Consider the following 23,096-nt stretch of genomic DNA (forward strand, 5'->3'; position numbering starts at 1 on the left):
AATCATTATATAATTGTAATATGAAAAAATCATATAACAGTTTCTTATAATGATGCGTCGTATCCTTACCAACTTTGTCATATATGGCTTGCCAATTCCAGTCCTGCTCCTTTCATTAATGATTGGGTCTTCAGACCATATTGGCTTTAGCGCTTTTTGGGATTGGATCAGGAGCCTGGTAGACAGCAACCATTCCAGTCCGATGGTGGTTGAAAACGTGATTTACAACATCCGTTTACCAAGGGCATTGATGACTTTCCTTGTCGGAGCCGCATTGGCTACCGCAGGTGGCGTATTACAAGCCATTTTCAGAAATCCATTGGTAGACCCATATATTCTGGGGATCTCTTCAGGAGCAGCATTTGGTGCTTCCCTAGCCATCCTCATCCCAATGCTTTCGATTCATTTATCCGCATTTGCCTTCGGGGCGGCAGCTGTTTCCCTGACTTATATATTTGGCTATACCAAAAACTCCTCATCCATCACGATTATCCTGGCGGGGATGATTGTATCGGGTTTATTTACCGCCAGTCTTGCCCTGGTGCAATACTTAAGCGATCCTTTTAAACTCCAGGCCATCATACAATGGACCATGGGAAGTTTACACCTGAGTTCCTGGCATAAGGTGCAGCAAAGTGTCCTGCCGATCTCTGCAGGACTGCTGGGCTTATACTTAATCCGATGGAAACTCAACCTCTTATCCCTTGGAGACGATGAAGCGAAAGCTGTTGGCGTAAACCCGATGTACATTAAAATTATTGCGGTGATATTGGCAACGGTGGTGACGGCAGTTGCGGTGGCGAGTGCAGGAATCATCAGTTTATACGGACTTTTTGTACCCCATATTACGCGCATGCTGGTAGGTGCCAGCAATACGAAAACCACACCGGCAAACATCTTTTTCGGTGGTACCTTCCTGTTGATCATCGACAACTTTTGTAGAACCATATTCCCTTATGAAATTCCGATTGGAATCTTTACCATGATCATCGGTGCGCCCTTTTTTATATTCCTGATTAAGAAACGAAAAATCAACTGGTCATGATGAATACCCCAGCAATAAACATACAAGGGATATCTTATTCCGTACCAGGACGCCTGATATTGGATCAGGTTTCCCTTAGCCTTCCAGCCAACCAATTTAGCGTCATTCTGGGTAGAAACGGATGTGGAAAATCGACTTTATTCAACCTGATTACAGGTAAATATCCCTACTCTTCCGGCGCCATACAGCTCTTAGGAGAAGAGCGTGGGACGATCACGCAAAAGCATTTGGCTAAAACCATTGGCTTTCTGCCACAGTTTCACCAGAGTATCTTTCCATTTTCAGTGTACGATGTCGTGCTTACCGGAAGAGCTGCTTTTTACAGGTTTGGCCCTTCAGCTGAAGACCATAAAATCGTAAAGCAAACGCTGCAGAACATGGGGATCTATCACCTAAAAGACAAAGCTTATACCGATCTGTCCGGAGGCGAACGTCAGTTGGTACTGATTAGCCGTGTGATGGCACAGGGACCGGAAATCCTGGTTCTTGATGAGCCTACCAATCATTTAGACCTTCATTTCCAAGCACTGGTATTGGAAAAACTACAAGCTTATTCCCGCAGCGGCCATACGGTAGTCTGCATCATGCATGATCCGAATATGGCCAATATCTATGCAGATCATATCTATTTCATCAAAGATCAGAAGGCTTACGACAGCAAAGTATTGAAAGCAGCAGACCTTTCCTCCAATATCTATGAGGCACTTTATGATACGCCATTAATGCAGGTTCAGGTGAAAGATAAAACGATCATCATCCCACAATTTTAAGATGACCTGGCATTAAACCAGGGTTTTACTTAATCGCAAGCAAACCAAACAAATCAAACCACCATAACCAACATTCAGTTAATTGACATGTATTTTTGAGAATACAATGATTTATTGAAATAAAATAGCAATCTTTGAAGCAATATATTTTTTTCTTATGATCACAGTCGAAGATATATATTAACGACAACGCTCAACTCATGAAAAAATATTCCCTTCCAGTACCCTTCTTAATTAGCGCTAATTCTTAAAATTTCATACATGTTCAAAAATCCATTCTCATATAAAGGCCGGATTCGCAGAAGCGAATTTGGAATTACCTTTATCATCTTTTTTATTATTGATACTATCATTAAATCATTTACCCAGGACGGCAGTTTAGAATTACAATTTTTAGGTTTTATAGCGCTCCTACCTTTTGTATGGTTTGCATGCATTCAGGGAGCGAAAAGATGCCATGATTTAGAAAAAAGTGGATGGTGGCAAATCATTCCCTTTTACTTTTTATGGATGCTTTTTAAAGACGGCAGACCCGGTGCAAATGAATACGGAGAAAATCCTAAAGGATTGAACTATGATTTTGACGCTTTTAATCCACAACCTGCATCAAATGAGGGAAATGATGGGTTTAAAAACCCTCAATAAACTGATAAATACACATAAAAAAAGGCAAATTCATCATTTGCCTTTTTTTTTACCCTATTGCTGGTCTTATTTCTTCGTTTTAATGTTTTGCTCATAGATATTGCCATAGCAGTTAATGATCTGCGATGGGTCTAGTCTATAATTGGCCAGCGTTACCGCCCCACCATACTTTTGTTGTAAAGCAGGAAACAACCTACCGTCATAAGCAATGGCAATCTTATGGTCATCGATCATATAAATCGGCAAATGCCTGTTTCCTACATCAAAGCAAAACAGGCCTACTACCTCCATATTGCTGGATTGCAGCACCATACAAGTACAAGGTTTGATGAAAATCCGGATCACACAATTTGCGTCCTGATAAATCACTAAACCCTGCTTAAGCACAGCTGATGAAGGTTTATCCAGATGAATCTTCCTGCCTGCCAGACTCTCTCTTTTGATAATGGTACGATTTACTTCATACCATTCCAATACCAGACTATCTTCTTCCTGATTATTAAAAGGCTGTACGACAGGCAATTTGTCTATCCGGATGACTTCATTATTTTGCATTCTTTGCTTTTTTTGCTTCAACTTTGGCTTTCAACCAGTTACACCACTCCTCCATACCTGTATCATGCAGACTGCTGATCGAGATTACATCCAGATTAGGATTTACTTCTCTTGCATCTTTAGTTGCAGCTTCTACCGAGAAAGGAACGTAAGGCAATAAATCTGCTTTAGACACCAACATTAACTCAGAGGTTAAGAACATACGAGGGTATTTTTTCGGTTTATCATCACCTTCCGTAGAAGCCAATACCGTTACTCTGTAGTCTTCTCCAAGGTCGAAAGCTGCCGGACAAACCAGGTTACCTACGTTTTCAATGAACAACAGGTCACAATCTGTCAGGTCGATATGGTCTAAAGCCTGCAAGATCATTTGTGCTTCAATATGGCACATACCACCTGTTACAATTTGTAAGGCATTGATCCCTACTTCACGCATACGGATAGCATCTCTCTCTGTTTCAGGATCTCCTACCAGTACTGCTATTTTAAGGTCTTTTCCTAAACGTTTACCAGTTTCCTGCATCAAAGTTGTCTTTCCAGAACCTGGAGAAGAACAGATATTGATCACACAGATTCCAGGAATTTTATCGCGAACCGCTTTAGCTACATAGTCGTTAGCTTTCAACAAATTCAGGGTTGTATTGTCACATTGTACCGACCCTACCGGCATTTGATTACTTTTCGGTGTTGCTGTCATGTTTATATTGTTATTTTAATCTTTAAAAATTACTTGACTGATACGAAGTTCTTCTCCTTGCACAATCTGGTCGGAAGACTGCCCGCATACGCATACAAATTTGTGAAAGCGCACCTCAAACTGGGAGGTACATTGCTTACAGTAAGCGATAATCGGCAACAATTCAATCTCCAGTTCCGTTTCCCTGAACCTCGTTTCTTCTAATACAAATGCCTCGAAGGCATTCTGAATCAGAATAGGCTGTACATTACATAATAACCCCGCCTCAATGGTTATTTTGGCAATATTTTCATACGTTTCCGGATATGCTTGCTCCAACGTTTTAAAAATGTCCTTTACTATTGCTATTTCGTGCATAATAATTGATGATTAGGTAAGCTCGGCTACAGGTGTCTGATGTTCGATATAATCTGTACACATACTCGCCACCGTTTTCAGGAAATTATAAAGCAGGTCGCCATTGTTCCCCAGGGCACGTACAAGGACCATATCATTGGCACACATGGTGAAACCAAAAGTGATGTCTTCATATTCCCCCCTAAAGATTTCATCCATTTCCTTCTTAAATGCTGCGGCAAAATCAGAAGCGATAATCAAGGTCGCCTGATGTGTATAGCCTTCATGAAACAGCATCTTATCGATGGGTTGCTCCTTAGGTTTCAGCACCTGATTGTCTATGTAAACGATTTTACCTTCTTTATAGATTTTGGTGGTACTGTGTAGCTTTTCAAATTGAAAAATCTCTTCACGATGTACCCTACCCGCACAAATGATATCTCCCCAAAGCAAAGTCGCCCCCTTTTCCATTCGCACCTCATTCATGGTATTGAATATGGAGTCCTTGAAAGGCGTAATCGGGTATGGGATATATTGAAAAAGCGCATCTTCTCCCACATCAACCTTCGTTTGCTGTGAAGCACCGGTTTTCATTGGGTGCAGCTTATTATAGGATTGAGAGTACAGATGAAGATTGGCCTTTGCTCCTACCTGAATATCAATTGTCAAATGATCCTCGTCCATAATCCCCGGAGAAGAACTCATAATGATCAACTCCAAATGCTGATTTTCACGCTGAGAACCATAAGGCACTATTTTGTATGGCATATTGTAAAAGCTGTCTTTCATGACACTCTTTTCCTCTTCTACACATACGCTAATCTTTATTGCACTATCCATGATGTTTCTTTTTTATCCTTCTAATAAGGCATATTTTTTAATCCAGTCCTGCACCTCATCTAAACCCTGAAGGGTCATCATATTGGTCAGGATAAAAGGACGGTCTCCGCGCATGCGTTTTGCATCGCTTTGCATGATCGAAAGATCTGCACCTACATAAGGCGCAAGGTCAATTTTGTTGATCAACAGCAAGTCTGATCTGGTAATCCCAGGACCGCCTTTTCTTGGTATTTTTTCCCCTTCAGCTACATCAATCACGAAGATGGTCACATCGGCCAAATCCGGACTGAAGGTAGCCGTTAGGTTATCCCCGCCACTCTCTACAAAAATCAACTCCACATCGGGAAATTTCTCTGCCAGCTCCTCTACAGCTTCAATATTCATGGAACAATCTTCCCGAATAGCTGTATGCGGACAACCGCCAGTTTCTACACCAGCGATACGTTCTGCTGGTAATGAAGAATTTTTTTGAAGGAATTCAGCATCCTCACGTGTATAAATATCATTGGTCACCACACAAATACTGTATGAATCACACATTGTTCTGGTCAGTCTTTCGATTAATGCCGTCTTTCCTGATCCTACGGGTCCTGCGACCCCAATCTTTACATATTTTCTCTTTGCCATTTCTTATGAAATATAAATCCGTGTATATAATTTTTCATGCTGCATACATCTGATATCCTGAGCGATACAGCAGCTTCCCAACATCTCTTCAGCCATTTCCTCTTGTTTTTCCACCAGTTGATCAATCAAACCATGAAGGTTATAGAGGATCTTTTGAGCATCCATCTGACTGATTGGAACCAGTTTCGCACAATTGGTCACGATTCCGTTGAGTGTATTGTAATAAAAAGCATGTAATGCATCCTTCATCGGGATTTTTGAGGCATGCGCATACATGGCAAAAGCCATCGCGTAATGTCCGTGTACCTCCCCTTGTTTGATCGCCTGAAGGTATTTTGTACAACGCGGTACAGGTTTAAGATTCTCTGTCACCTTTAAAAAGCGGATGCCCAGTTTCTTACTGGCATCTCTAATCTCAAAAGGCGCCTTATAGGCTGTGATCAGTTCATCGAGTTCCTGGACTTTCGCCTTGGTCGCATTGCTTTCGCACATCTTCCAGGCCAGCATAAAAAATGCGGCATCATTGTAATAGAAGTTGTGTTGCAGCATCGTCTCCGCATATACTTTTACGGCTTTGCTATCCTTCACAATCCCCTTGCTCACATATGTTTCCAATCCATAGGACTGGGTAAAACTGCCTATAGGAAATGCAGAATCATTAATCTGTAATAGTGTCAGTAATGCATTCATCTTACTTGCTTGCTAATGAAATGACCTGTCCTGAATTACTCCATTTATGGATCATCAGGGTAGAGGTTCTTTCAATGATTCGAGTCTCTTTTCGCGGTTCGAACCCACCCCTTTTTAAGAACCGATAAAGGGGGGATTCAAATGCGATAATGACTTCTTTGTCTTTATTAATAAAGACCGGGATATGTTTATTTCCAATTTCAAAACATACGATGGCCATATCTCTCAAAGTGGCCGGCGTAAACACGATACAGGCACTTGGGATGATCTGCACCACAATGATATCCTTACCCTCATGGTAAATGATATCACCATGATACAGCTGCTCCTGTTCCAGATTACGGATCGCGATTTCGCGTCCGGTATCTGTTAGCATGCGCAGGATTCTCTTTGTGGTATCGTACCACTCCAATTGTAGAATATCAATTTTACAATTGGAGTAACGCTTCGCGTCGTCATATAGATTAGCAATAACCCGATCTACTTTTATCATACTAGAAAAGGAAATAACGTTGTGCCATAGGAAGTACTGCCAAAGGCTCGCAGGTAGCAATTACGCCATCTACACGTACATCATAAGTTTCCGGATCTACTGAAATGTTTGGCATGGCATCATTGTGAACCATGTCTTTTTTCATCACCGTTCTACATCCTTTTACCGGTAAGCTGGTACGTGCCAATCCGTATTTCGCGATGCTTCCATTCTCTAATGAGATTTTAGAAACAAAGTTGAAACAGATACTAGACAATGCTTTACCGTGGTTACCGAACATCATTCTATATACAATAGGCTGAGGTGTTGGAATCGAAGCATTCGCATCTCCCATTTTAGCACCAAGGATCATTCCTCCTTTGATCACCAATTCTGGTTTCACACCAAACATCTCTGCTTTCCATAAGATCAAATCGGCAATTTTACCTGGCTCAATAGATCCTACGTAGCTGTCAATTCCGTGTGCTTTAGCAGGGTTGATGGTATATTTAGAGATGTAACGTTTCACCCTGAAGTTATCATTACCTTTTCCTTCGTCTTCTTTTAGAGGACCTCTTTGGATTCTCATTTTATGAGCAGTCTGGAAAGTACGGGAAATCACTTCACCTACTCTACCCATCGCCTGACTATCAGAACTCATGATACTGAACACACCCATATCCTGAAGAATATCTTCTGCAGCGATCGTTTGTGGACGGATTCTTGAATCTGCGAAAGCCACATCTTCTTTTACGTTTTTGTCTAAGTGATGGCATACCATCAACATATCCAAATGCTCTTCTGCCGTGTTCACGGTGTAAGGTTTAGTTGGATTTGTAGATGCAGGCAGGATATTAGGATACATTGCGATCTTCATAATATCCGGAGCGTGACCACCACCAGCACCTTCCGTGTGGAAAGTATGGATTACACGACCATCAATTGCACGAACTGTATCTTCCAGGAAGCCAGCCTCATTAAGTGTATCTGAGTGAATCGCTACTTGAACATCATATTTATCTGCAACCCTTAGTGCCATATCGATCGTCACAGGATTAGCTCCCCAATCTTCGTGGATCTTAACACCAAGAGCCCCAGCTTCTACCATTTCTTCAATAGGTGCCATTGTTGACACGTTTCCTTTACCGAATAAACCTACGTTGATTGGCAAAGTATCAAATGCCTGAAGCATTTTCTCGATGTACCATTTACCAGAGGTTACCGTAGTTGCGTGTGTACCATCTGCTGGTCCTGTACCACCACCGATGAAAGTGGTTACCCCACTGTAAAGTGCGGTTTCGATTTGCGTCGGACTGATAAAGTGAATGTGGGTATCAATACCACCGGCAGTAAGGATCATCCCTACACCACTGTGTACTTCAGTAGCAGCACCGATCACCATGCCTGGCGTTACGCCGTCCTGAACATCAGGGTTACCAGCTTTACCTACGCCAACAATCTTACCATCTTTAATCCCAACATCACCTTTCACAATACCCCAATGGTCGATTACCATTACGTTAGTGATACAGAAATCCAATACGCCTTCGTTTTCTAATGCACGTGCCGACTGGCCCATACCATCACGAATGGTTTTACCACCACCGAATTTGTTCTCTTCTCCGTATACCGCGAAATCTTTCTCAATCTCAATGAATAACTCCGTATCCGCTAAACGCACTTTATCACCCGTTGTAGGGCCAAAAAGCGCTACATATTTTGCTCTTGGAATGTAAAGGTCGCCATCTATATATTTAACGGATCCTGCCTCAAGGCCAAGTTTGTCTAATCCTAAAGATCTTAAACCAACTACGCTACCCATGGCAGTCATCCCAACTACCTTAATCCATTCTCTTCTATTCCATTCTGCCATAATATTCTATCTTAATTTTACGGTTTTATACTTTTCTGCATTCATTTTTTCGATCGCTGCTGCTTTCACTTTTTCATCTGTGTACTTACCACTGGTTAAGCCATTGAATCCGTGAATCTCTTTGTTGCCACCAATCTCTACAAGAATGATGTCCTTGCTTTCTCCTGGTTCAAAACGGATTGCTGTGCTTGCCGGAATGTTTAATCTCTTTCCAAAAGCGGCTTCTCTGTCGAACTGCAAATGACGATTCACTTCAAAAAAATGATAATGAGAACCTACCTGTATCGGTCTATCTCCTGTATTGGTAACAGACAAATGAGAGGTTTCATAACCTACATTGGCCTGGATGTCTTCTTTTCTAATAATGTATTCTCCTGGTATCATTTTTTATGATTTTAAAGATTAGCGAATAGGGTTGTGAATGGTCACTAGTTTGGTTCCATCCGGGAAGGTTACTTCAATCTGCACATCGTGGATCATTTCAGGAACGCCTTCCATCACCTGTTTTCTACTCAGCAACTTGGTTCCGTAATCCATTAATGCGGCTACCGTTCTTCCATCTCTTGCTTTCTCCATGATTTCAGCGCTGATATAAGCGATGCATTCTGGATAGTTCAGCTTCACGCCTCTTTTGAGACGTTTGCTCGCAAGCTCACCTGCAAGATGCAGCATCAATTTCTCGGTTTCTCTGGGTGTTAAACGCATAACATTTTATTGTATTAAATTTATTATCTGTAGAATTTTATTGTTTTTCTTTAAATCGCTGTCAGGTTAAAAAAGGTACCCAGGATAAAGCGATTGTTCTTTTGTGTTGGGATATTCATCCCGTTTTTATAACTGATCTTATTGTCGATATATCCGCCAAAAAGTTTCCAGTCTTTATTTGCAATTGGCTTGTATTCTAAAGCGGCAAATCCAGTCCAGTTTTTTCTGAAATCCTGACCTAGGGTTTTGTCTTTACGGGCACTTGCGGTTTCATAAGCACCTTTTAAAGCGATTCCCCATTTCTCATTTAATTGCTGATCCAATCTCAATACCGCAGTTTTATACACCACATCTCTGCGCATGGTTCTATCTAAACCTGCATTTCCGTAAAAGGAATGAATAGCGCTGGAAGCCAACATGGTATGATCTACACCATAATCAGAATATTGAAGATCTAAATACACTTTTGTGTTTTTTGACTTGTACATATTGGCAAGGGAAATGGCATGGTTATCTGCATCCGCTACCAGCTGCGAATAGTTATACGACCATTTGGTATGGAATGATTTCAAGAAATTTCCTTCCCAGGTTAAATAAGCTCCCATCGGACGGTTGGATTGTTTGAAATCCCCTGCGCCATAACCAGCAGTTTTAATCAGCTGATCGAAGGTCTCTGTAGAAGTATTATAGACTTGTAATTGGAAATTATGGTTGGGGTTTACTTTGTAGGAAAAGGTGGCACCTACCACGAAAAGGTTCAGGATACGATCTACATAATCGGTAAAAGCATATTCATAAACAGGATTGTTGACAAACTCGTAGCTACCTACTGCAGCCGCTTGTTTACCTAAAATTACTTCCCATTCTTTTTGTTTACCGAATCGGTAATTGACCTGAGCATAATCAAGGGCTCTGGAACCATTATCTTGCGTAGTAGTACCGAAGCTTTTGTTTAATCGGAAACGAACTTTGTAGGATAGATCCGGGTTGATATGACCACTCAACAACAGCCTGGTTTCATCTAAACGAAAGCTGGCATTTAAGTCTCTGTCGGCATTTTGTCCGATGTTGAATGAGGTACGCCCCAGTACATTGAGATTGAAGATCGAAGGAACTTCTTTTTTTACACTATCAACTGGCGTTTGTGCCGAGGCTATTGCCGGACACACTGCACATAAAACTACTCCTATACTGGTTCTGATTTTCATATCTCTAAACTTATTGATACAAGTATAGGATACAGACCTAATAACGCGTTAAACCGAAGATTAACGTGTTATTAGGAAGAAATAAGAGCGAGATTAGAAATCGGCTATAGGACAGGTTATAGTCACGATTGTGCCTTTTCCCTCTGTAGAATCGATAGTCAGGGTAGCGTCATGAAGTTCGAAGATGTTTTTGGCAAGTACCAGACCCAGTCCATTTCCGTAGATATTGCCCACATTTGATGCTCTGAAAAAAGATTCAAAAATGTGTGGTTTATCTCGGTCTGGAATTCCAATTCCCTGATCCATGACACGGATCACGATTTTAGAATGGTCTACTTCAATACTTACTTTCACTTCCTTCTCATTACCGTACTTACAGGCATTGGAAATGATATTGGAAAGTCCGATAAAAAACAGATCCTCGTTTACGTAAACGCTCAACAGGTTGCTGTCCTCCGGAATATTGGAGAAATCCAGGAAGATGCGGTGATTGTCGTTCAGGTATCCCTCCGACTCTTTCACTTTATACAGCAATTCGTCAATCCTGACATGGCTCATGTTCTGCACTTTGCCATCATAGCCCGTTCTGGAGAGCAAGAGCAGGTTACTAACGATCAGGTTCATCCGATCCACTTCTCTGGACACCATCTCCAATGAGTAGTGTGCAGGGTGTTTAGCATCGACGCTATTCAATGCCAGCTCTGCTTCACCACTGATGATCGTCATCGGTGTTCTTAAGGAATGGGAAGCATTGCTGATAAAGCTGCGCTGAGATTTTACGGCAATTTCCAAACGGCTCAACATGTCGTTGATGTTGGAAATCAGCACTTCAATCTCGTCCTTTTCTTTTGTTTTCTTTGTCGGCAGCCTCATGTTCAGGTTACTGATATTGATCTGACCGATGCGTTTATTAATAGATGCAATTGGATTCAACAGCTTTTCCGCAAAGTAAAAGGAGATCAACACAATTAAAAACAGGAAGATCACGACACCGGATATCAGCGCGCGATTCAGATCTGCATGTTCTGCTTCTCCGAATTCATCTACTGCCGCAGAAACGACCACCAGGTTCTTATCATGGTCTTTGTCTTCAAAGAAGAGCGCCACATAAGCGGTATCATTGATCATGAGTTCGGCCTTTCCATTTTCAATGGCTTCTTCGAAAAAGAAATTGCCCATTGGCAACAGTGGCTCATAACGAGGTTGTTTCTTATTTTTCTCTACCCTCACCAGGTAATTCCTGCCAAAAGAGAACTGATTGATGAACTGATTGCTCAATTCATAATATCCTTTGTCTTTATAACTTTTAGAGTTAAAGACATGGGTACCTAACATTCTGGCATTTTCTTCTAAGCGGATGTAGAATTTACTTTCCAGCGTCTTTGCCGTAAAATAAGATACATAAACTGCAAATGACAACAGGATTAAACTCCCTATTGCCGAAGAAAGCAGGATGATTTTGGTTCTAATTTTCATAATTATCCTGCACTCTTAATACGTATCCCATACCAATTACGGTATGAATTAACTTAGGACTAAAGTTCTTATCTATTTTTTTACGGAGGTAATTCAGGTATACATCCACCACATTGGTACTCAGGTTGAAGTCCATGCCCCATACCTCTTCCAGGATGTCTACACGAGTGATGATCCGGTTCATATTTTGCATCAGATACTCCAGTAACCTGTATTCTGTTGCGGTTAGCACGATCACTTTCCCCGCACGGGTAACGGTTTTACTGTCTTTATCCAGCACAAGATCGGCGATAGATAAAATGTTTGCCGGAGTGGCGCGTACAGTTCCGGATTTGCGTGATTTACGATATACCCTAGCCTTTAATTCGTCAATTTTAAAGGGTTTGGTCATGTATTCATCCGCATCCTGGTTAAAAGCAGCTACGATATCTTCGGTTTGATTTAAGGCAGAAAGGATAATAATAGGAACGTCAGGATCTGTTAATCGGATGTTTCGGCAAACTTCCAGACCGTCCATACCAGGCAGCATGACATCCAGAATAATCAGGTCGAACTGATGCATTCCGGCCATTTTCAAGCCTGTAAGGCCATCCATAGCTACACTGATGTCCATTTCATTATTATCGTCCATCAATCCTCTTTTTATCAAAGAGACTACTGCTATTTCATCTTCTATTAAAAGTACCTTCATCTTATTCTCCTTATCTTACTATTATGAAACCTGAATATTACAAAAATAGCGAAAAATGGTGGTTTGAGATTTAGGTCGGAAAAAAAAGGACATTCAGTACATAAGAAAAAAGGAAATTTAGTGATTAAAATCATCCCCATCAATATTCATTAGAAAGCTCAGCAAAATACTTCGTTTTGCCGGAGGCAAAATTGGCTCCCTCCTGCTCCCATCAAAAGCATATCGATATCCATAGGTATTCTTTAAGCCTAATACATTATTGATGTTCAGGTTAAAAGCGGAGAAGCGCTTCATCCATAGTGGGAGGTAATTGATCCCAAGACTTAAGTTATGGTTGTAATGGGTTCTATCTGCCATAAAAACAGGGTTTAAAGGATTAAAATAACTTCTGCCACTGCTAAAGGTATACGTTCCTGAGAATTGCCAATGTACATTGGCTGTACTGCGCATGGCCACCAGATTGAAGGTATGTTTAGGTGCAAAAGATGGTCTGGCCGCGTTTTGAAAATCAATGTAATCCCTTTTAGTATCGAGGTAAGAATAAGAGACATAATATTCCATCAGATGCACACTTTGTTGGTCTTTCCAGAAAACATCAAAACCTTTGGCATAACCCTTTCCACGGTTATTGAAATTTTCAATTTGTAATGGTGGCCCATAAGCCTGGAACCCGGAAAACACAGGTGTTTTAATTTTTACCAGCTGTTGATAGTCTTTGAAATATGCGGAGAGTTTCAGGATGCTGAAAGGTAGTTTCATCTCATATTCCAGTGCATATTGAATGGACTTTTCGTAATCCAGCGTTGAAGTTTGTGCGAGGAAACTATCGTCGGGTTTTTGATAGTAATGCCCATAAGATGCTACTATTTTATGTATTGGATCTGCCTGGAAATATAGGGCTGTCCGTGGTGCCAGATTTATTTTATCAAGATAAGAGGAAGACTCCAGCCTAAGGCCAGTTTTTAAGTTGAGCTGATCGGTAAAATAGAGTTCAGATTCTGCAAAACCCGCTGCCAGCACATCACTGTATTTCCTGGACATTCCTGCATACCCTTCTGCCATTGTATTTTCAAATAATTCAGCGCCAAACAGGACTTGAGAGCTTCCTCTGAACCTTTTGCTCAGCGACATTTTCTGATGCCATACTTCATCATCCTGGTAATAAGCAGCTGCATTTACCTTTCCCGACTCCTGTGTTTTGTTATAGGCCAGCCCCGCAAACAGTTTCCAGTTGGCTATTAAAACCTCCTGATAGTTGGCATTCACATAGCTGTTTTTATTCCTGTTGTAGAGCAGGTCTTTGATTTCGTAATTTGGATTATTGATCTTAAATGAAAGTTGGGTATCACTGTAATCCGTAAAAAATTTAAACATCCCTGTTTCAGAGGTTTTATATTTATAGTGCAGCGAGAGTTGTTGCTGTTCCGGATCCTTTTCCCATTGGGTATTTTGAGGTACGATTTTATGATAAGGAGAAAAGTTGTAATAATTTCCACCGATCATTAAAGAACTGTTTTTAAAGCGATGGGTATGTGCAGCTCCTAAACCAAGATCAATAAGGGAAAATTCTGTGGAGGATTTTTGGGCAACACCCCTGGTATCCATGGTCAGGACGGAGGACAAGGCTTGCCCGTTCAAGGCACTATAACCATTGGTGCTAAAGGCCGTTTTGTCGAACAAAAAGGCGGAAAATCTACTCCTATTCGCAAGATCAGGCAGGCGACTACCAAAAGCATTTTTCACCAGCATGCCATCAAACAATACGGTGGTTTCTGCAGCTGTACCCCCACGTACAAAAAAACCGGTTTCATTTCCTGTCGGGGCAGCACCCGGATAGGTTTGCAATGCCGCAGTGACATCTGCAGCGGCACCTGCAGTGAGCACCATTGCAATTGGACTCAGGGTATAATTCCTGTTTATTTCGGTCAGATTTCTAGTGTTCAAAATCTGAATTCCTTCTAAATCATGGTGATTCTCCAGCAGTCTGAAACTGACCTGGATATGATCTCCTTTGATCAGCACTTTTAAGCTGTCGCTGAGGTAACCTATTGCAGAAGCCTGCAGCAAATAACTGCCGAAAACATTGACTTTAAAACGAAATTCACCGCGTTCATCAGTAGCAATGCCCAGGCCCAGGCTTTTCAGTTTTACACTCACCCCTGGCATAGGTAAACCATTGATATCCTGAACTTTTCCAGACAACACAGTTTGTGCAGTACTAAAAAAAACAGACAACATAAATCCTGCAATCAGGCCTAATTTCTTGATCAGCATCTTAAAAAAAATAGAAATGTATGGAAAAACAGCCTCCAGGGTATCATGATACCAGGAGGCTGTGGGTAGAGAATTAGAGAACGTAAGAATTAACCTTTCGCATTTATAGCTTTAGAGATTCTGCTCTCCAGGTCCATAAGGTGGGATTTATTAAGACCTTCAGTAGTTTTAGGAATGGCTTGTTTAATGTTTTGCTGAAGTCGTTTAAGCTCCAGCTTAACAATAGAATAAACATCGGTTTCATTAGCTCCGCCAACCTTTGAAATCATGATCTCCAGCAAGGAACCGACATAACTTTTCTGTAAATTTCTACGGTAGCTGTCCATTTTTACTGATGGTGATTTTAGCTCTTTCCAAATGCTGTTGTGCACTCCATTAATGTGTTCTGTTACCGTGTAGGTTCCTTTTCCAAAACGGACATTACTGGCAAGAATCTGATGTAAAACACTCGCATCCAACAAGGTATTCAGGGTTTTAACCTGCATGTCCTCCACAAAATTTGCGCCTGTTGGATTTAGTTTTGGATCAAATGTAGGATCCATATCACTATCCTGAATATTTGCATTTAATATCCATTTTGGAGTCGTAAACAACTCTCTATCGAAAAACTGGATGGCTTCTATCTGTAGTTTTCTCGGGGTAGCTGTATAAACCGGTAATTGCTCATCTTCAGTCCTAAAGGTTCTATAAATCCCGCCAACATTACTCAATACATGGTTCAGATATCTGTAATATTGATCTATTAAAGCAATATGCGTTCTACCAGTATTACCATACAATCCCCCTTTTTCGTAAGTCCATGTTTTTAGATTAGGCAGGATACGTTTCAGGTTTTTGATGCCATAAGTACTTGCTTTCATGGAATTATCGCCAAGGTCTTCAGTCTGAACGCGTGGATCCCCACGTTTGGTTTCTCCATCTCCAAACCATAATCTTGGGTTTTTCCCTACACGATCCACAATCCATTGCTTTACAATTTTCTCATCTTCTTCGGCTGTTGCTGCGTGACTGCTTTTGTAGCCCCACTCGATCGCCCACTGGTCATAATCCCCAATTTTTGGAAACAAATATTTTTGAGGGATGTGATCTTCAGGTTGAGCTACATAATTAAAACGTGCATAATCCATGATACTCGCGGTATGACCGTTCTTTTTCAGGTAACTAATGCTTCTTAAACTATCTACTGGCGTTTTACTGCTGGAGCCAAAATTATGGCGTAGACCCAAAGTATGTCCTACCTCATGACTGGATACAAAACGAATCAATTGGCCCATCAGTTTATCGTCAAACTTACCCTTTCTGGCTTCAGGGTCATTTGCTCCGGCCTGAACAAGATACCATCTGTTTAAGAGGTCCATTACGTTATGGTACCAACCAATACTGGTTTGGATGATCTCACCACTTCTTGGATCAGCGATATGCGGACCATAAGCATTGGCTACTTCAGATGGGAAATAATTGATCATAGAATACCTGGCATCCTCTATATGCATGGTCGTATCATTTTCCGGCCATGCTTTTCCAATGATGGCATTTTTAAAACCTGCTTTTTCAAAAGCGACCTGCCAGTCAGAAATACCGTCTATCAGGGGTTGCACCCACTGTTTTGGAGTAGCCGGATCAATATAAATAACGATTGGTTTTTTAGGTTCTACCAATTCACCCTTTTTCCATTTTTCTATATCCGCATCTTTAGGTTCCAATCTCCATCTGGAGATGAATGTTTTAGTTTCTGCGCGGTGCTGGGCATCATTAAAGGTGTTATAGTCATAGCCAAAATAACCAACTCTTTTATCAAAAAACCTTCTTTGCATCGGTGTCTCCGGTAATAAAACGAATGAAGTATTGGTTTCGAAACTTACCGGTGGGGTTGCAGTGTTGAAAAGTGTTGGCTTGGCAGTCACCGTCTTACTAATGGCGATTTCTACATTTATGGGATAGACACGTATCGATTCCACTGTGGGATTCTTCATGACAGATGTCGTCAGACTTTTATCTAAGCTCACACTTGGATCAATGCTATTGATAAAGTTGGCATCCAATAAGAATTTCGAAACATCAATGATACAGCTGCTCGAATCTTTAGCATAGGCAACGATTGGAAAAGAAGCCACCAATGGGTTTAAATTTGACCTTAAAACTGCTTTATTGATCGCACTATTCGGATCTCCCTCATTCAATAAGAGACTATAGCGTATCCGCAGGGAGGAATCCGCTCCTTTTTCAAATCTGATGGTCTTTTCATCCAATTGCTCCCCTGCATACATCCCATATCCACCTGGTGCTTTCGAAAGGCGATTGATCACCATGATGTCTCTTTTCAAAAGACTGTCGGAAATTTCGAAATAAGTCGTGTCTTTATAACGGTGAACGGCAAACAATCCCTTTTGACTTTTAAAGTTCTTGTTAATGATGGATTCGTAAGGTTTTATTTTTTTGTTCGGATTGATTTTAGGTTTCACATCCGCCTTTTTAGTCGTATCTGCAACCGCGGACTTTTTAGAACGTTTGCTCTTTTTATCCTGTGCAAGCCCCATTAGAGAACTGCCTGCAAAAATTCCAAGCAATAGATATTTACTGTATTTATTAAGTTTCATTTTAAAAAATTGGTTAGTCATTTGAAAATTGATGTGTTGCTTTTACTGCGTTAATTCCCGGTAAATTGGCCATAAGCTGTTCAAAGGCTTTTACTCTGATGGCTGATTTCGCATCCCAGAGCAATACTACAGGAATGGAGAAGGTGTTCTCGTTTTGAAGCTCATAATCTACTCTTTTACCTTGCTGCTGACGGTCGCTGCGAAGGTCAAGCATGACTCCTTTATTTGCCATTTTTGACCACTGAGACAGATAAATAGTAGCGAAAGGTCTGAACATATTGATCAATGCAAATGCTGAGGCATCTGCTTCCGCATCTGCCAGGGGAATACACAAATACTGACTGCTGTTGCTGTTAGTCCCCATGTTCACAATATCAGTTTCAAAAGTCATCCCACAGGAGGTATAGGATTTTCGGGAAATAAATTCGCCTTCCTGATGGAATCCTGAACCGCTGAAACGAGGCATTTTCTTTCGTTCAACAGGCGCCTCTGCTCCTTCACAGGCGGAAAGCAGGGAAATGCTCAATGCGATCAGGGCATAGCCCTTCCAGCCCTTGTTTAATAAATAAGGTTTCATTGTTTTATATGTTAGTTAATTTTGTTTAGTAACCTGTGTTTTGCTTTAGATTAGCATTTGCCAGAATTTCTTTGGAATGGATGGGAAATAGCAGACGGCTGGCAGTAAGACCTTGCTTTTCCGGTATGGCAGACAATACAGAGACCGCTCTTCCAGTTCTTTTCAGATCAAAGAAACGGTGCCCCCATTCCGCAAACAGCTCTATCCTACGCTCCTGAGCCACTGCGGTCAACAGGCTTTGCTGGTCGGTAGCCGTTATTTTCCCAAGTCCGGCCCGATTTCGTATCAGGTCAAGGTCTGCTGCTGCCAGGTCATTTTTATTTTGCATGGTTCTGGCTTCTGCTCTGATCAGGTATAATTCTGCTAATCTCAACAATACGTAATTGGTCCTTTCGATATCATTACGTGGATATTTGTTTGCATAATAAGTCCGTTTTCCGAAAAATGGTTCAACATTTGGGCTTCCATTATAATCCAGCCAGACTTTGCCTCTTTGATCTCCGGTTTCAAAAGCGTTGACCAACTCATCGCGAACTGGAAATTTAGGGAGCAGAAAGTCTAAAAATTCTAAATAATTACCTGGATCCAGGAAAATTTCCTGATCCGATGGCGACAATGCCGATAAAGGAACAAAAGGCGACAGACTGGCCGTTTCCATGCTTATTCCAATATTAGAACTTGGATGTATTGTAAATTGTAAAATGGTCTCTCTGCTAGCAGGATCAAATGTCTTCTGAACTGTTTCGAGCTGAAAAGCGGTATTTGAGATCAGATCAGTTGCATAAGTTTCTGCATTTCCCCAATCCTTAACGTACAGATAAGCCCTGGCCAGCAGTGCTTGTGCTGCCGCTTTATTGACCTTGGTTTTAGTGCTGATCACTGCTGCATCAGGATCAGAAAAAAGCGCTACACATTCTCTTAAATCTTTAATGATCTGGGCATATACCTCTGATTGAGTTGCTCTTGGTAATCTCATGGTGACCATATAGTTACTACTTAGCGCCAAAGGAACATCCCCAAAGAAATTGCTGAGGTAGAAATAGCAGTAAGCTCTGAAAAATTTTGCCGAAGCTTTCAATTCAATACGCTTCCTTTTGGTCAGGTTTGGCGATGATGAGGCTGCTTCCCCATCCAAAATTGCATTGGCCGTATAAATGGTTTTATAATTCGCCAACCATAGCACACCATAAGACATCGAATTGTCAACCAGCATCTTATTACTGCTGAATTCCTGATCTTCAGGAAAAGATACACTATTGGCTACCTTGAATTCATCGGAGGCCAGTCCGCCATAAATGGTAGCCCCCCCATTTGTAGACAATAGATTCTGGTCCCCAGAAATCATTTGACTATACAAACCGGCCAGCGTTTGATCGGCCTGATCGTCGGAAGAGAAAATTTTAGTACTGGTTACCGTATCAATAGGTTCATCTATTTCTACTAATTTTTTACACCCTGTAAGCAACAAAGCAATACTAAACACTGCACAGGTCAAATAGTTATAATTCAATTTCATAATTATTTAGCGTTATCTTTAAAAAGAACAGTTTAAGCCCATTGTGATGGTTCTGGTTAATGGCATTCCACCAAATTGCTGGACTTCAGGATCCATACCTCTATATTTTGTAAGGACAAAAATGTTATCACCAGTAATATTCAAAGCAAAGCTATTGAGACCAAAGGCCCTCAGCTTCTCGACTGGCAATCGATAAGAGAATTGAATACTTTTTAACCGGATAAAGGAAGCATCTACATACATGGCATCGGAGGTGGAATAAAACCCATTGGTCTGTTTGTTGATGCTACTAAACTTACTGTAAATGGCCTGATCCCCTGGTTTACGCCAGGTATTTTCATATTGATAGACACTCATGTTTTTATTGTCATATGGAGAAATCAATTCCCTCCCGGTCTGCCTGGCATAACTAAAGAATCCTGATAAGGAGAAGTTTTTATAACTGAAAGTATGCCCCATACCTCCGCTAAAATCCGGACTGGTATTGATCGCCACATAACGGTCATCACCTGCTGTTCCGGTAGGCACATTGTACACTTCCTGTACCTTACCATCGCCATTAATATCCGCGAAAGTATATTCTCCGGTTTGAGGATCTACACCTGTACTGTGAAATACATAGGTATTGTTCAGTGATTGTCCGATTTTATAGTATGCATAATATGGTGATTCTTCAAATTTCGGGTAGCCAACCAGTTTGTTTACATTTTTTCCAATATTAAAATTACCATTCCAGGAGAAGTTTTTAGTGCTGATAATTGATGCATTTAATGTGAATTCCAGTCCTTTGTTCAGGACTTCTGCCGGTGAGTTTAATACTACGGTATTGAAACCTGTATAACCCGCTATTGGGAAAGACAGCAATTGATTGTTACAATATTCCCGGTACAAGGCCAGCTCTGCATTGATTTTATCTTTGAAAAAGGATACTGCCATTGCCAGCTCAGACTTTATATTCTTCTGCCAATGGAAATCATCATTTGGTTGTATCTGGGGAACCACAGGATTAACCCCTTCATAAGGCCACATTTTTACTCCATCTGCTTGTCCTCCCCATTGAGTTAAATACTGATAGTCTCCAATCGGGTCACTTCCCAGAACACCATAGCTTCCTCTGAACTTAACCAGACTGATGAATTTAGGAAGGCTTTTTTTCAGCCATTCCTCTTCCGAAGCAATCCATGCCAGGCCAACAGAACCAAAATTCCCGAAACGATTGGCTGGTCCAAAACGGCTGCTTCCATCACGTCTCGCATTTAAATTCAGAATATATTTATTCTCAAAATTATAGTTTAACCTTGCAAATACACCAAGATATTTATGGTACAGGACTTTCTCTGAATTTACAAAACTGGTAGCCGCGTTTATACTTTTGAGTTGCTCATCAGAAGCAAAACCTCTTGCTAGTAAACTGTTCGTTGTTGTAGAGGTATGCTGAAGGGTTGCACCAATTAAGGCATTTACCTTTCCTTTCCCTAAAAATGTATTGTATTCGGCCTGAGGTTCAATAATCAGGTTTTTAGCCGTCGTATTAGAGTTGGAAATATAGGACTGTGATGAAGGATTTGATGCCAGATTAATAGTGGCAAGAGGCGTTATATGGCGTTGTTCTGAAATGTTGGAACTATATCCCATCAATACATTTAATGACAAATCCTTAAACAGGATATAACCCATATTCAAACTGGAAGCCAAAGAATTGAACGTTCCTTTATTGTCACGTTCCAGCATAGCAAATTCCGACATATCCGTTTGCCAGTCGTTAAAATTCAAGGTTCCCTTTTCATTATAAACATCAGGCCCATTAGGAGGTAATAAAGAAACAAAACCTATGCTTCTCGTATTGCTTTCAGAACTACCATAAGACCCGGAGAAATCAATACTAAAACGTTGATCAGGACTTTTGTGTAAAATGGATGAGGATACACTTAGCTTTTGATTTATTCCACTGATGACTGCAATATCTTTGACCCGGTTAATTCCAGTGGATATCCTGAAATTTGTATTGACATCACCACCGCTGATTGAAGCCTGAACATCAGTCCATGTTCCTGGATTTCCATAAATGTAATCCTGCCAATCTGTGTATTTCGTTTGATCATATTTAAGTAATTCCGGTGCATTGGTAGGGGTAGGTATCACATTATCATTTGCAAAAGACTCACGCCTCATATCCAGGTACTGTGCAGTATTTAAAGTTTCCCACCTTTTGATGGTACGTTTGATCCCCTGATTTCCATTTATACTCAGTTTTGTTTTTCCAGCTGCTCCTTTTTTTGTCGTGATTAAAATAACGCCGTTTCCACCACGACTTCCATAAATGGCAGTTGCATCCGCATCTTTTAAAATTTCAATAGATTCGATATCCGCGGGATTGATGTTATACAAGGGGTTAATGCCACTGGATGCAGACAAGTTACCCTGGTCCATTCCGGGAGAAACATAGCTTTGGTTGTTCGCTCCGGAATTCGTAAACCGGTTGCCCAAAACCATTAAAGGAACACCATCTATAATGTATAAAGGAGCAGAACTGAAATTAGAATTAATGGAACTTCTGCCTCGGATTTCTACTTTAGCCACACTCCTTTCATTGCCATCAGACCTCCTGATCTCCAGTCCTGGGACCGCTCCCTGAAGTGCGATTAAAGGATCTGAAACCAGCTGCTTGCTGATATCTGCTGCAGTGACTCTCACAATATTCCCTGTAGTCAGGCGCTGCGTCGTTTTTCCATAGGCCTGCACTACAATCGCATCTAAGGCATTGGTCGTTTCTTCCAGTTTAATGAGGAATTCCTTTTCTTTTCCTACTGCAATATTCAGACTTACATATCCGATATAACTGAAAACCAAAGTATCAGTTGGCAACACATCTTTAATGGTAAAAATACCATAAGCATTTGTGTACACTGCTTTTTTCGTTCTCTTCACCATGACGGTAGCCCCGGCCAGGACTTCATTGTTTTTATTCGCCCAGACCGTACCTCTAATCACATCGGTATTGAACTCATGATTGATGAGCTCAATCAGCTCTTTCACATAGGACTTTTCCTTGATTAGAATCGTGTTTTCTTCTATCTGGTAAGTAAAACCGGTGCCTGTTAAGCACTGTTTTAAGGCATCCGCAACAGTACCGTTTTTCACATTGAGCATCACACCCGTCGGTTTCTTAATGACATTCGAGTCATATAATACATCGTAGCCGCTTTGCTGGCGAATTAATTTTAAAGCTTTTTCTAAGCTGATATTGGTTTGGTTGATATTGATTTTTTGTGCGAAACTACTGGCACTCACCTGTAGCATGGCCGTAAAAACAATAATAAAAATGAGTTGAATACGCATAATGATCTTTCGCCTTAAGGCTGGACTGAGTTGGTTAGGCTTCAGGTCCGGGCATATACTCAACTTCTGCACGCAAGATTTTATCCTGCATGAGAAATTACTACTAAATTTCATACATTTGAAAGGTTGGGTTATTGGTTTAGTTGTTTGTTCGCATAAATAA

General features: G+C 41.0%; 20 protein-coding genes and 1 pseudogene. 3 read left to right on the plus strand and 18 right to left on the minus strand.

From position 1 onward, the window contains the following. Positions 1 to 49: 49 nt before the first annotated feature. From R2S10_RS04865 to R2S10_RS04875, 3 genes are all read left to right on the plus strand, one after another. Positions 50 to 1,045 (plus strand): iron ABC transporter permease, encoded by a 996-nt coding sequence (locus R2S10_RS04865; RefSeq protein ID WP_316839318.1) that lies wholly within the window; start codon positions 50 to 52, stop codon positions 1,043 to 1,045. Further along, positions 1,042 to 1,815, plus strand: a complete 774-nt coding sequence (locus R2S10_RS04870) for an ABC transporter ATP-binding protein (RefSeq protein WP_316839319.1) — start codon at positions 1,042 to 1,044, stop codon at positions 1,813 to 1,815. The genes R2S10_RS04865 and R2S10_RS04870 overlap by 4 nt, the downstream gene beginning before the upstream one ends. Positions 1,816 to 2,076: 261 nt before the next feature. Beyond that, complete coding sequence (locus R2S10_RS04875; RefSeq protein ID WP_316839320.1) at positions 2,077 to 2,460, plus strand: DUF805 domain-containing protein; 384 nt, start codon at positions 2,077 to 2,079, stop codon at positions 2,458 to 2,460. 66 nt (positions 2,461 to 2,526) lie between these two features. Here R2S10_RS04875 and R2S10_RS04880 read toward each other — a convergent pair whose 3' ends face one another. The 18 genes and pseudogenes from R2S10_RS04880 to R2S10_RS04965 form a co-directional block, all read right to left on the minus strand. After that, a complete protein-coding gene (locus R2S10_RS04880) occupies positions 2,527 to 3,015 on the minus strand; it encodes an urease accessory protein UreE (RefSeq protein WP_316839321.1) in 489 nt (162 codons plus the stop codon). Further along, positions 3,005 to 3,712: a hydrogenase nickel incorporation protein HypB gene (gene hypB, locus R2S10_RS04885; protein WP_316839322.1), complete on the minus strand. Its 708-nt coding sequence runs from the start codon at positions 3,710 to 3,712 to the stop codon at positions 3,005 to 3,007. The genes R2S10_RS04880 and hypB overlap by 11 nt, the downstream gene beginning before the upstream one ends. A gap of 15 nt (positions 3,713 to 3,727) precedes the next feature. Further along, positions 3,728 to 4,069, minus strand: coding sequence for a hydrogenase maturation nickel metallochaperone HypA (locus R2S10_RS04890; protein ID WP_316839323.1), 342 nt, complete (start codon positions 4,067 to 4,069; stop codon positions 3,728 to 3,730). A gap of 12 nt (positions 4,070 to 4,081) precedes the next feature. After that, on the minus strand, positions 4,082 to 4,888 hold the full coding sequence (locus R2S10_RS04895; RefSeq protein WP_316839324.1) for an urease accessory protein UreD: 807 nt from the start codon (positions 4,886 to 4,888) through the stop codon (positions 4,082 to 4,084). Between the two features lie 12 nt (positions 4,889 to 4,900). Next, positions 4,901 to 5,515: an urease accessory protein UreG gene (gene ureG / locus R2S10_RS04900; protein WP_316839325.1), complete on the minus strand. Its 615-nt coding sequence runs from the start codon at positions 5,513 to 5,515 to the stop codon at positions 4,901 to 4,903. A gap of 3 nt (positions 5,516 to 5,518) precedes the next feature. After that, complete coding sequence (locus R2S10_RS04905; RefSeq protein WP_316839326.1) at positions 5,519 to 6,205, minus strand: urease accessory protein UreF; 687 nt, start codon at positions 6,203 to 6,205, stop codon at positions 5,519 to 5,521. A 1-nt stretch (position 6,206) separates the two neighbouring features. Beyond that, positions 6,207 to 6,698, minus strand: a complete 492-nt coding sequence (locus R2S10_RS04910; protein WP_316839327.1) for an urease accessory protein UreE — start codon at positions 6,696 to 6,698, stop codon at positions 6,207 to 6,209. Between the two features lies 1 nt (position 6,699). Then, a complete protein-coding gene (ureC, locus tag R2S10_RS04915) occupies positions 6,700 to 8,550 on the minus strand; it encodes an urease subunit alpha (protein ID WP_316839328.1) in 1,851 nt (616 codons plus the stop codon). A gap of 87 nt (positions 8,551 to 8,637) precedes the next feature. After that, positions 8,638 to 8,934, minus strand: a pseudogene (ureB, locus tag R2S10_RS04920) (urease subunit beta); the annotation flags it as partial. A gap of 18 nt (positions 8,935 to 8,952) precedes the next feature. Beyond that, entirely contained in the window at positions 8,953 to 9,255 is a 303-nt protein-coding gene (ureA, locus tag R2S10_RS04925; RefSeq protein ID WP_182953713.1) for an urease subunit gamma, read from the minus strand. 50 nt (positions 9,256 to 9,305) lie between these two features. Then, positions 9,306 to 10,463 (minus strand): porin, encoded by a 1,158-nt coding sequence (locus R2S10_RS04930; protein WP_316839330.1) that lies wholly within the window; start codon positions 10,461 to 10,463, stop codon positions 9,306 to 9,308. 93 nt (positions 10,464 to 10,556) lie between these two features. Then, positions 10,557 to 11,939: a HAMP domain-containing sensor histidine kinase gene (locus R2S10_RS04935; RefSeq protein ID WP_316839331.1), complete on the minus strand. Its 1,383-nt coding sequence runs from the start codon at positions 11,937 to 11,939 to the stop codon at positions 10,557 to 10,559. After that, a complete protein-coding gene (locus R2S10_RS04940) occupies positions 11,929 to 12,630 on the minus strand; it encodes a response regulator transcription factor (protein WP_316839332.1) in 702 nt (233 codons plus the stop codon). The genes R2S10_RS04935 and R2S10_RS04940 overlap by 11 nt, the downstream gene beginning before the upstream one ends. 117 nt (positions 12,631 to 12,747) lie before the next feature. Continuing rightward, positions 12,748 to 14,904, minus strand: coding sequence for a TonB-dependent receptor (locus R2S10_RS04945; protein ID WP_316839333.1), 2,157 nt, complete (start codon positions 14,902 to 14,904; stop codon positions 12,748 to 12,750). Between the two features lie 89 nt (positions 14,905 to 14,993). Then, the gene (locus R2S10_RS04950) at positions 14,994 to 17,501 is read right to left on the minus strand and encodes a zinc-dependent metalloprotease (protein WP_316839334.1); all 2,508 of its coding nucleotides are present in this window, start codon (positions 17,499 to 17,501) and stop codon (positions 14,994 to 14,996) included. 13 nt (positions 17,502 to 17,514) lie between these two features. Further along, a complete protein-coding gene (locus R2S10_RS04955) occupies positions 17,515 to 18,078 on the minus strand; it encodes a hypothetical protein (RefSeq protein ID WP_316839335.1) in 564 nt (187 codons plus the stop codon). A gap of 25 nt (positions 18,079 to 18,103) precedes the next feature. Continuing rightward, positions 18,104 to 19,594, minus strand: a complete 1,491-nt coding sequence (locus tag R2S10_RS04960; protein ID WP_316839336.1) for a RagB/SusD family nutrient uptake outer membrane protein — start codon at positions 19,592 to 19,594, stop codon at positions 18,104 to 18,106. 18 nt (positions 19,595 to 19,612) lie between these two features. Further along, a complete protein-coding gene (locus R2S10_RS04965) occupies positions 19,613 to 23,047 on the minus strand; it encodes a SusC/RagA family TonB-linked outer membrane protein (RefSeq protein WP_316839337.1) in 3,435 nt (1,144 codons plus the stop codon). Positions 23,048 to 23,096 lie beyond the last annotated feature (49 nt).

Origin of the sequence: Pedobacter gandavensis, from assembly GCF_032678745.1 — a bacterium.
GTDB classification, from domain to species: Bacteria; Bacteroidota; Bacteroidia; order Sphingobacteriales; family Sphingobacteriaceae; genus Pedobacter; species Pedobacter gandavensis_C.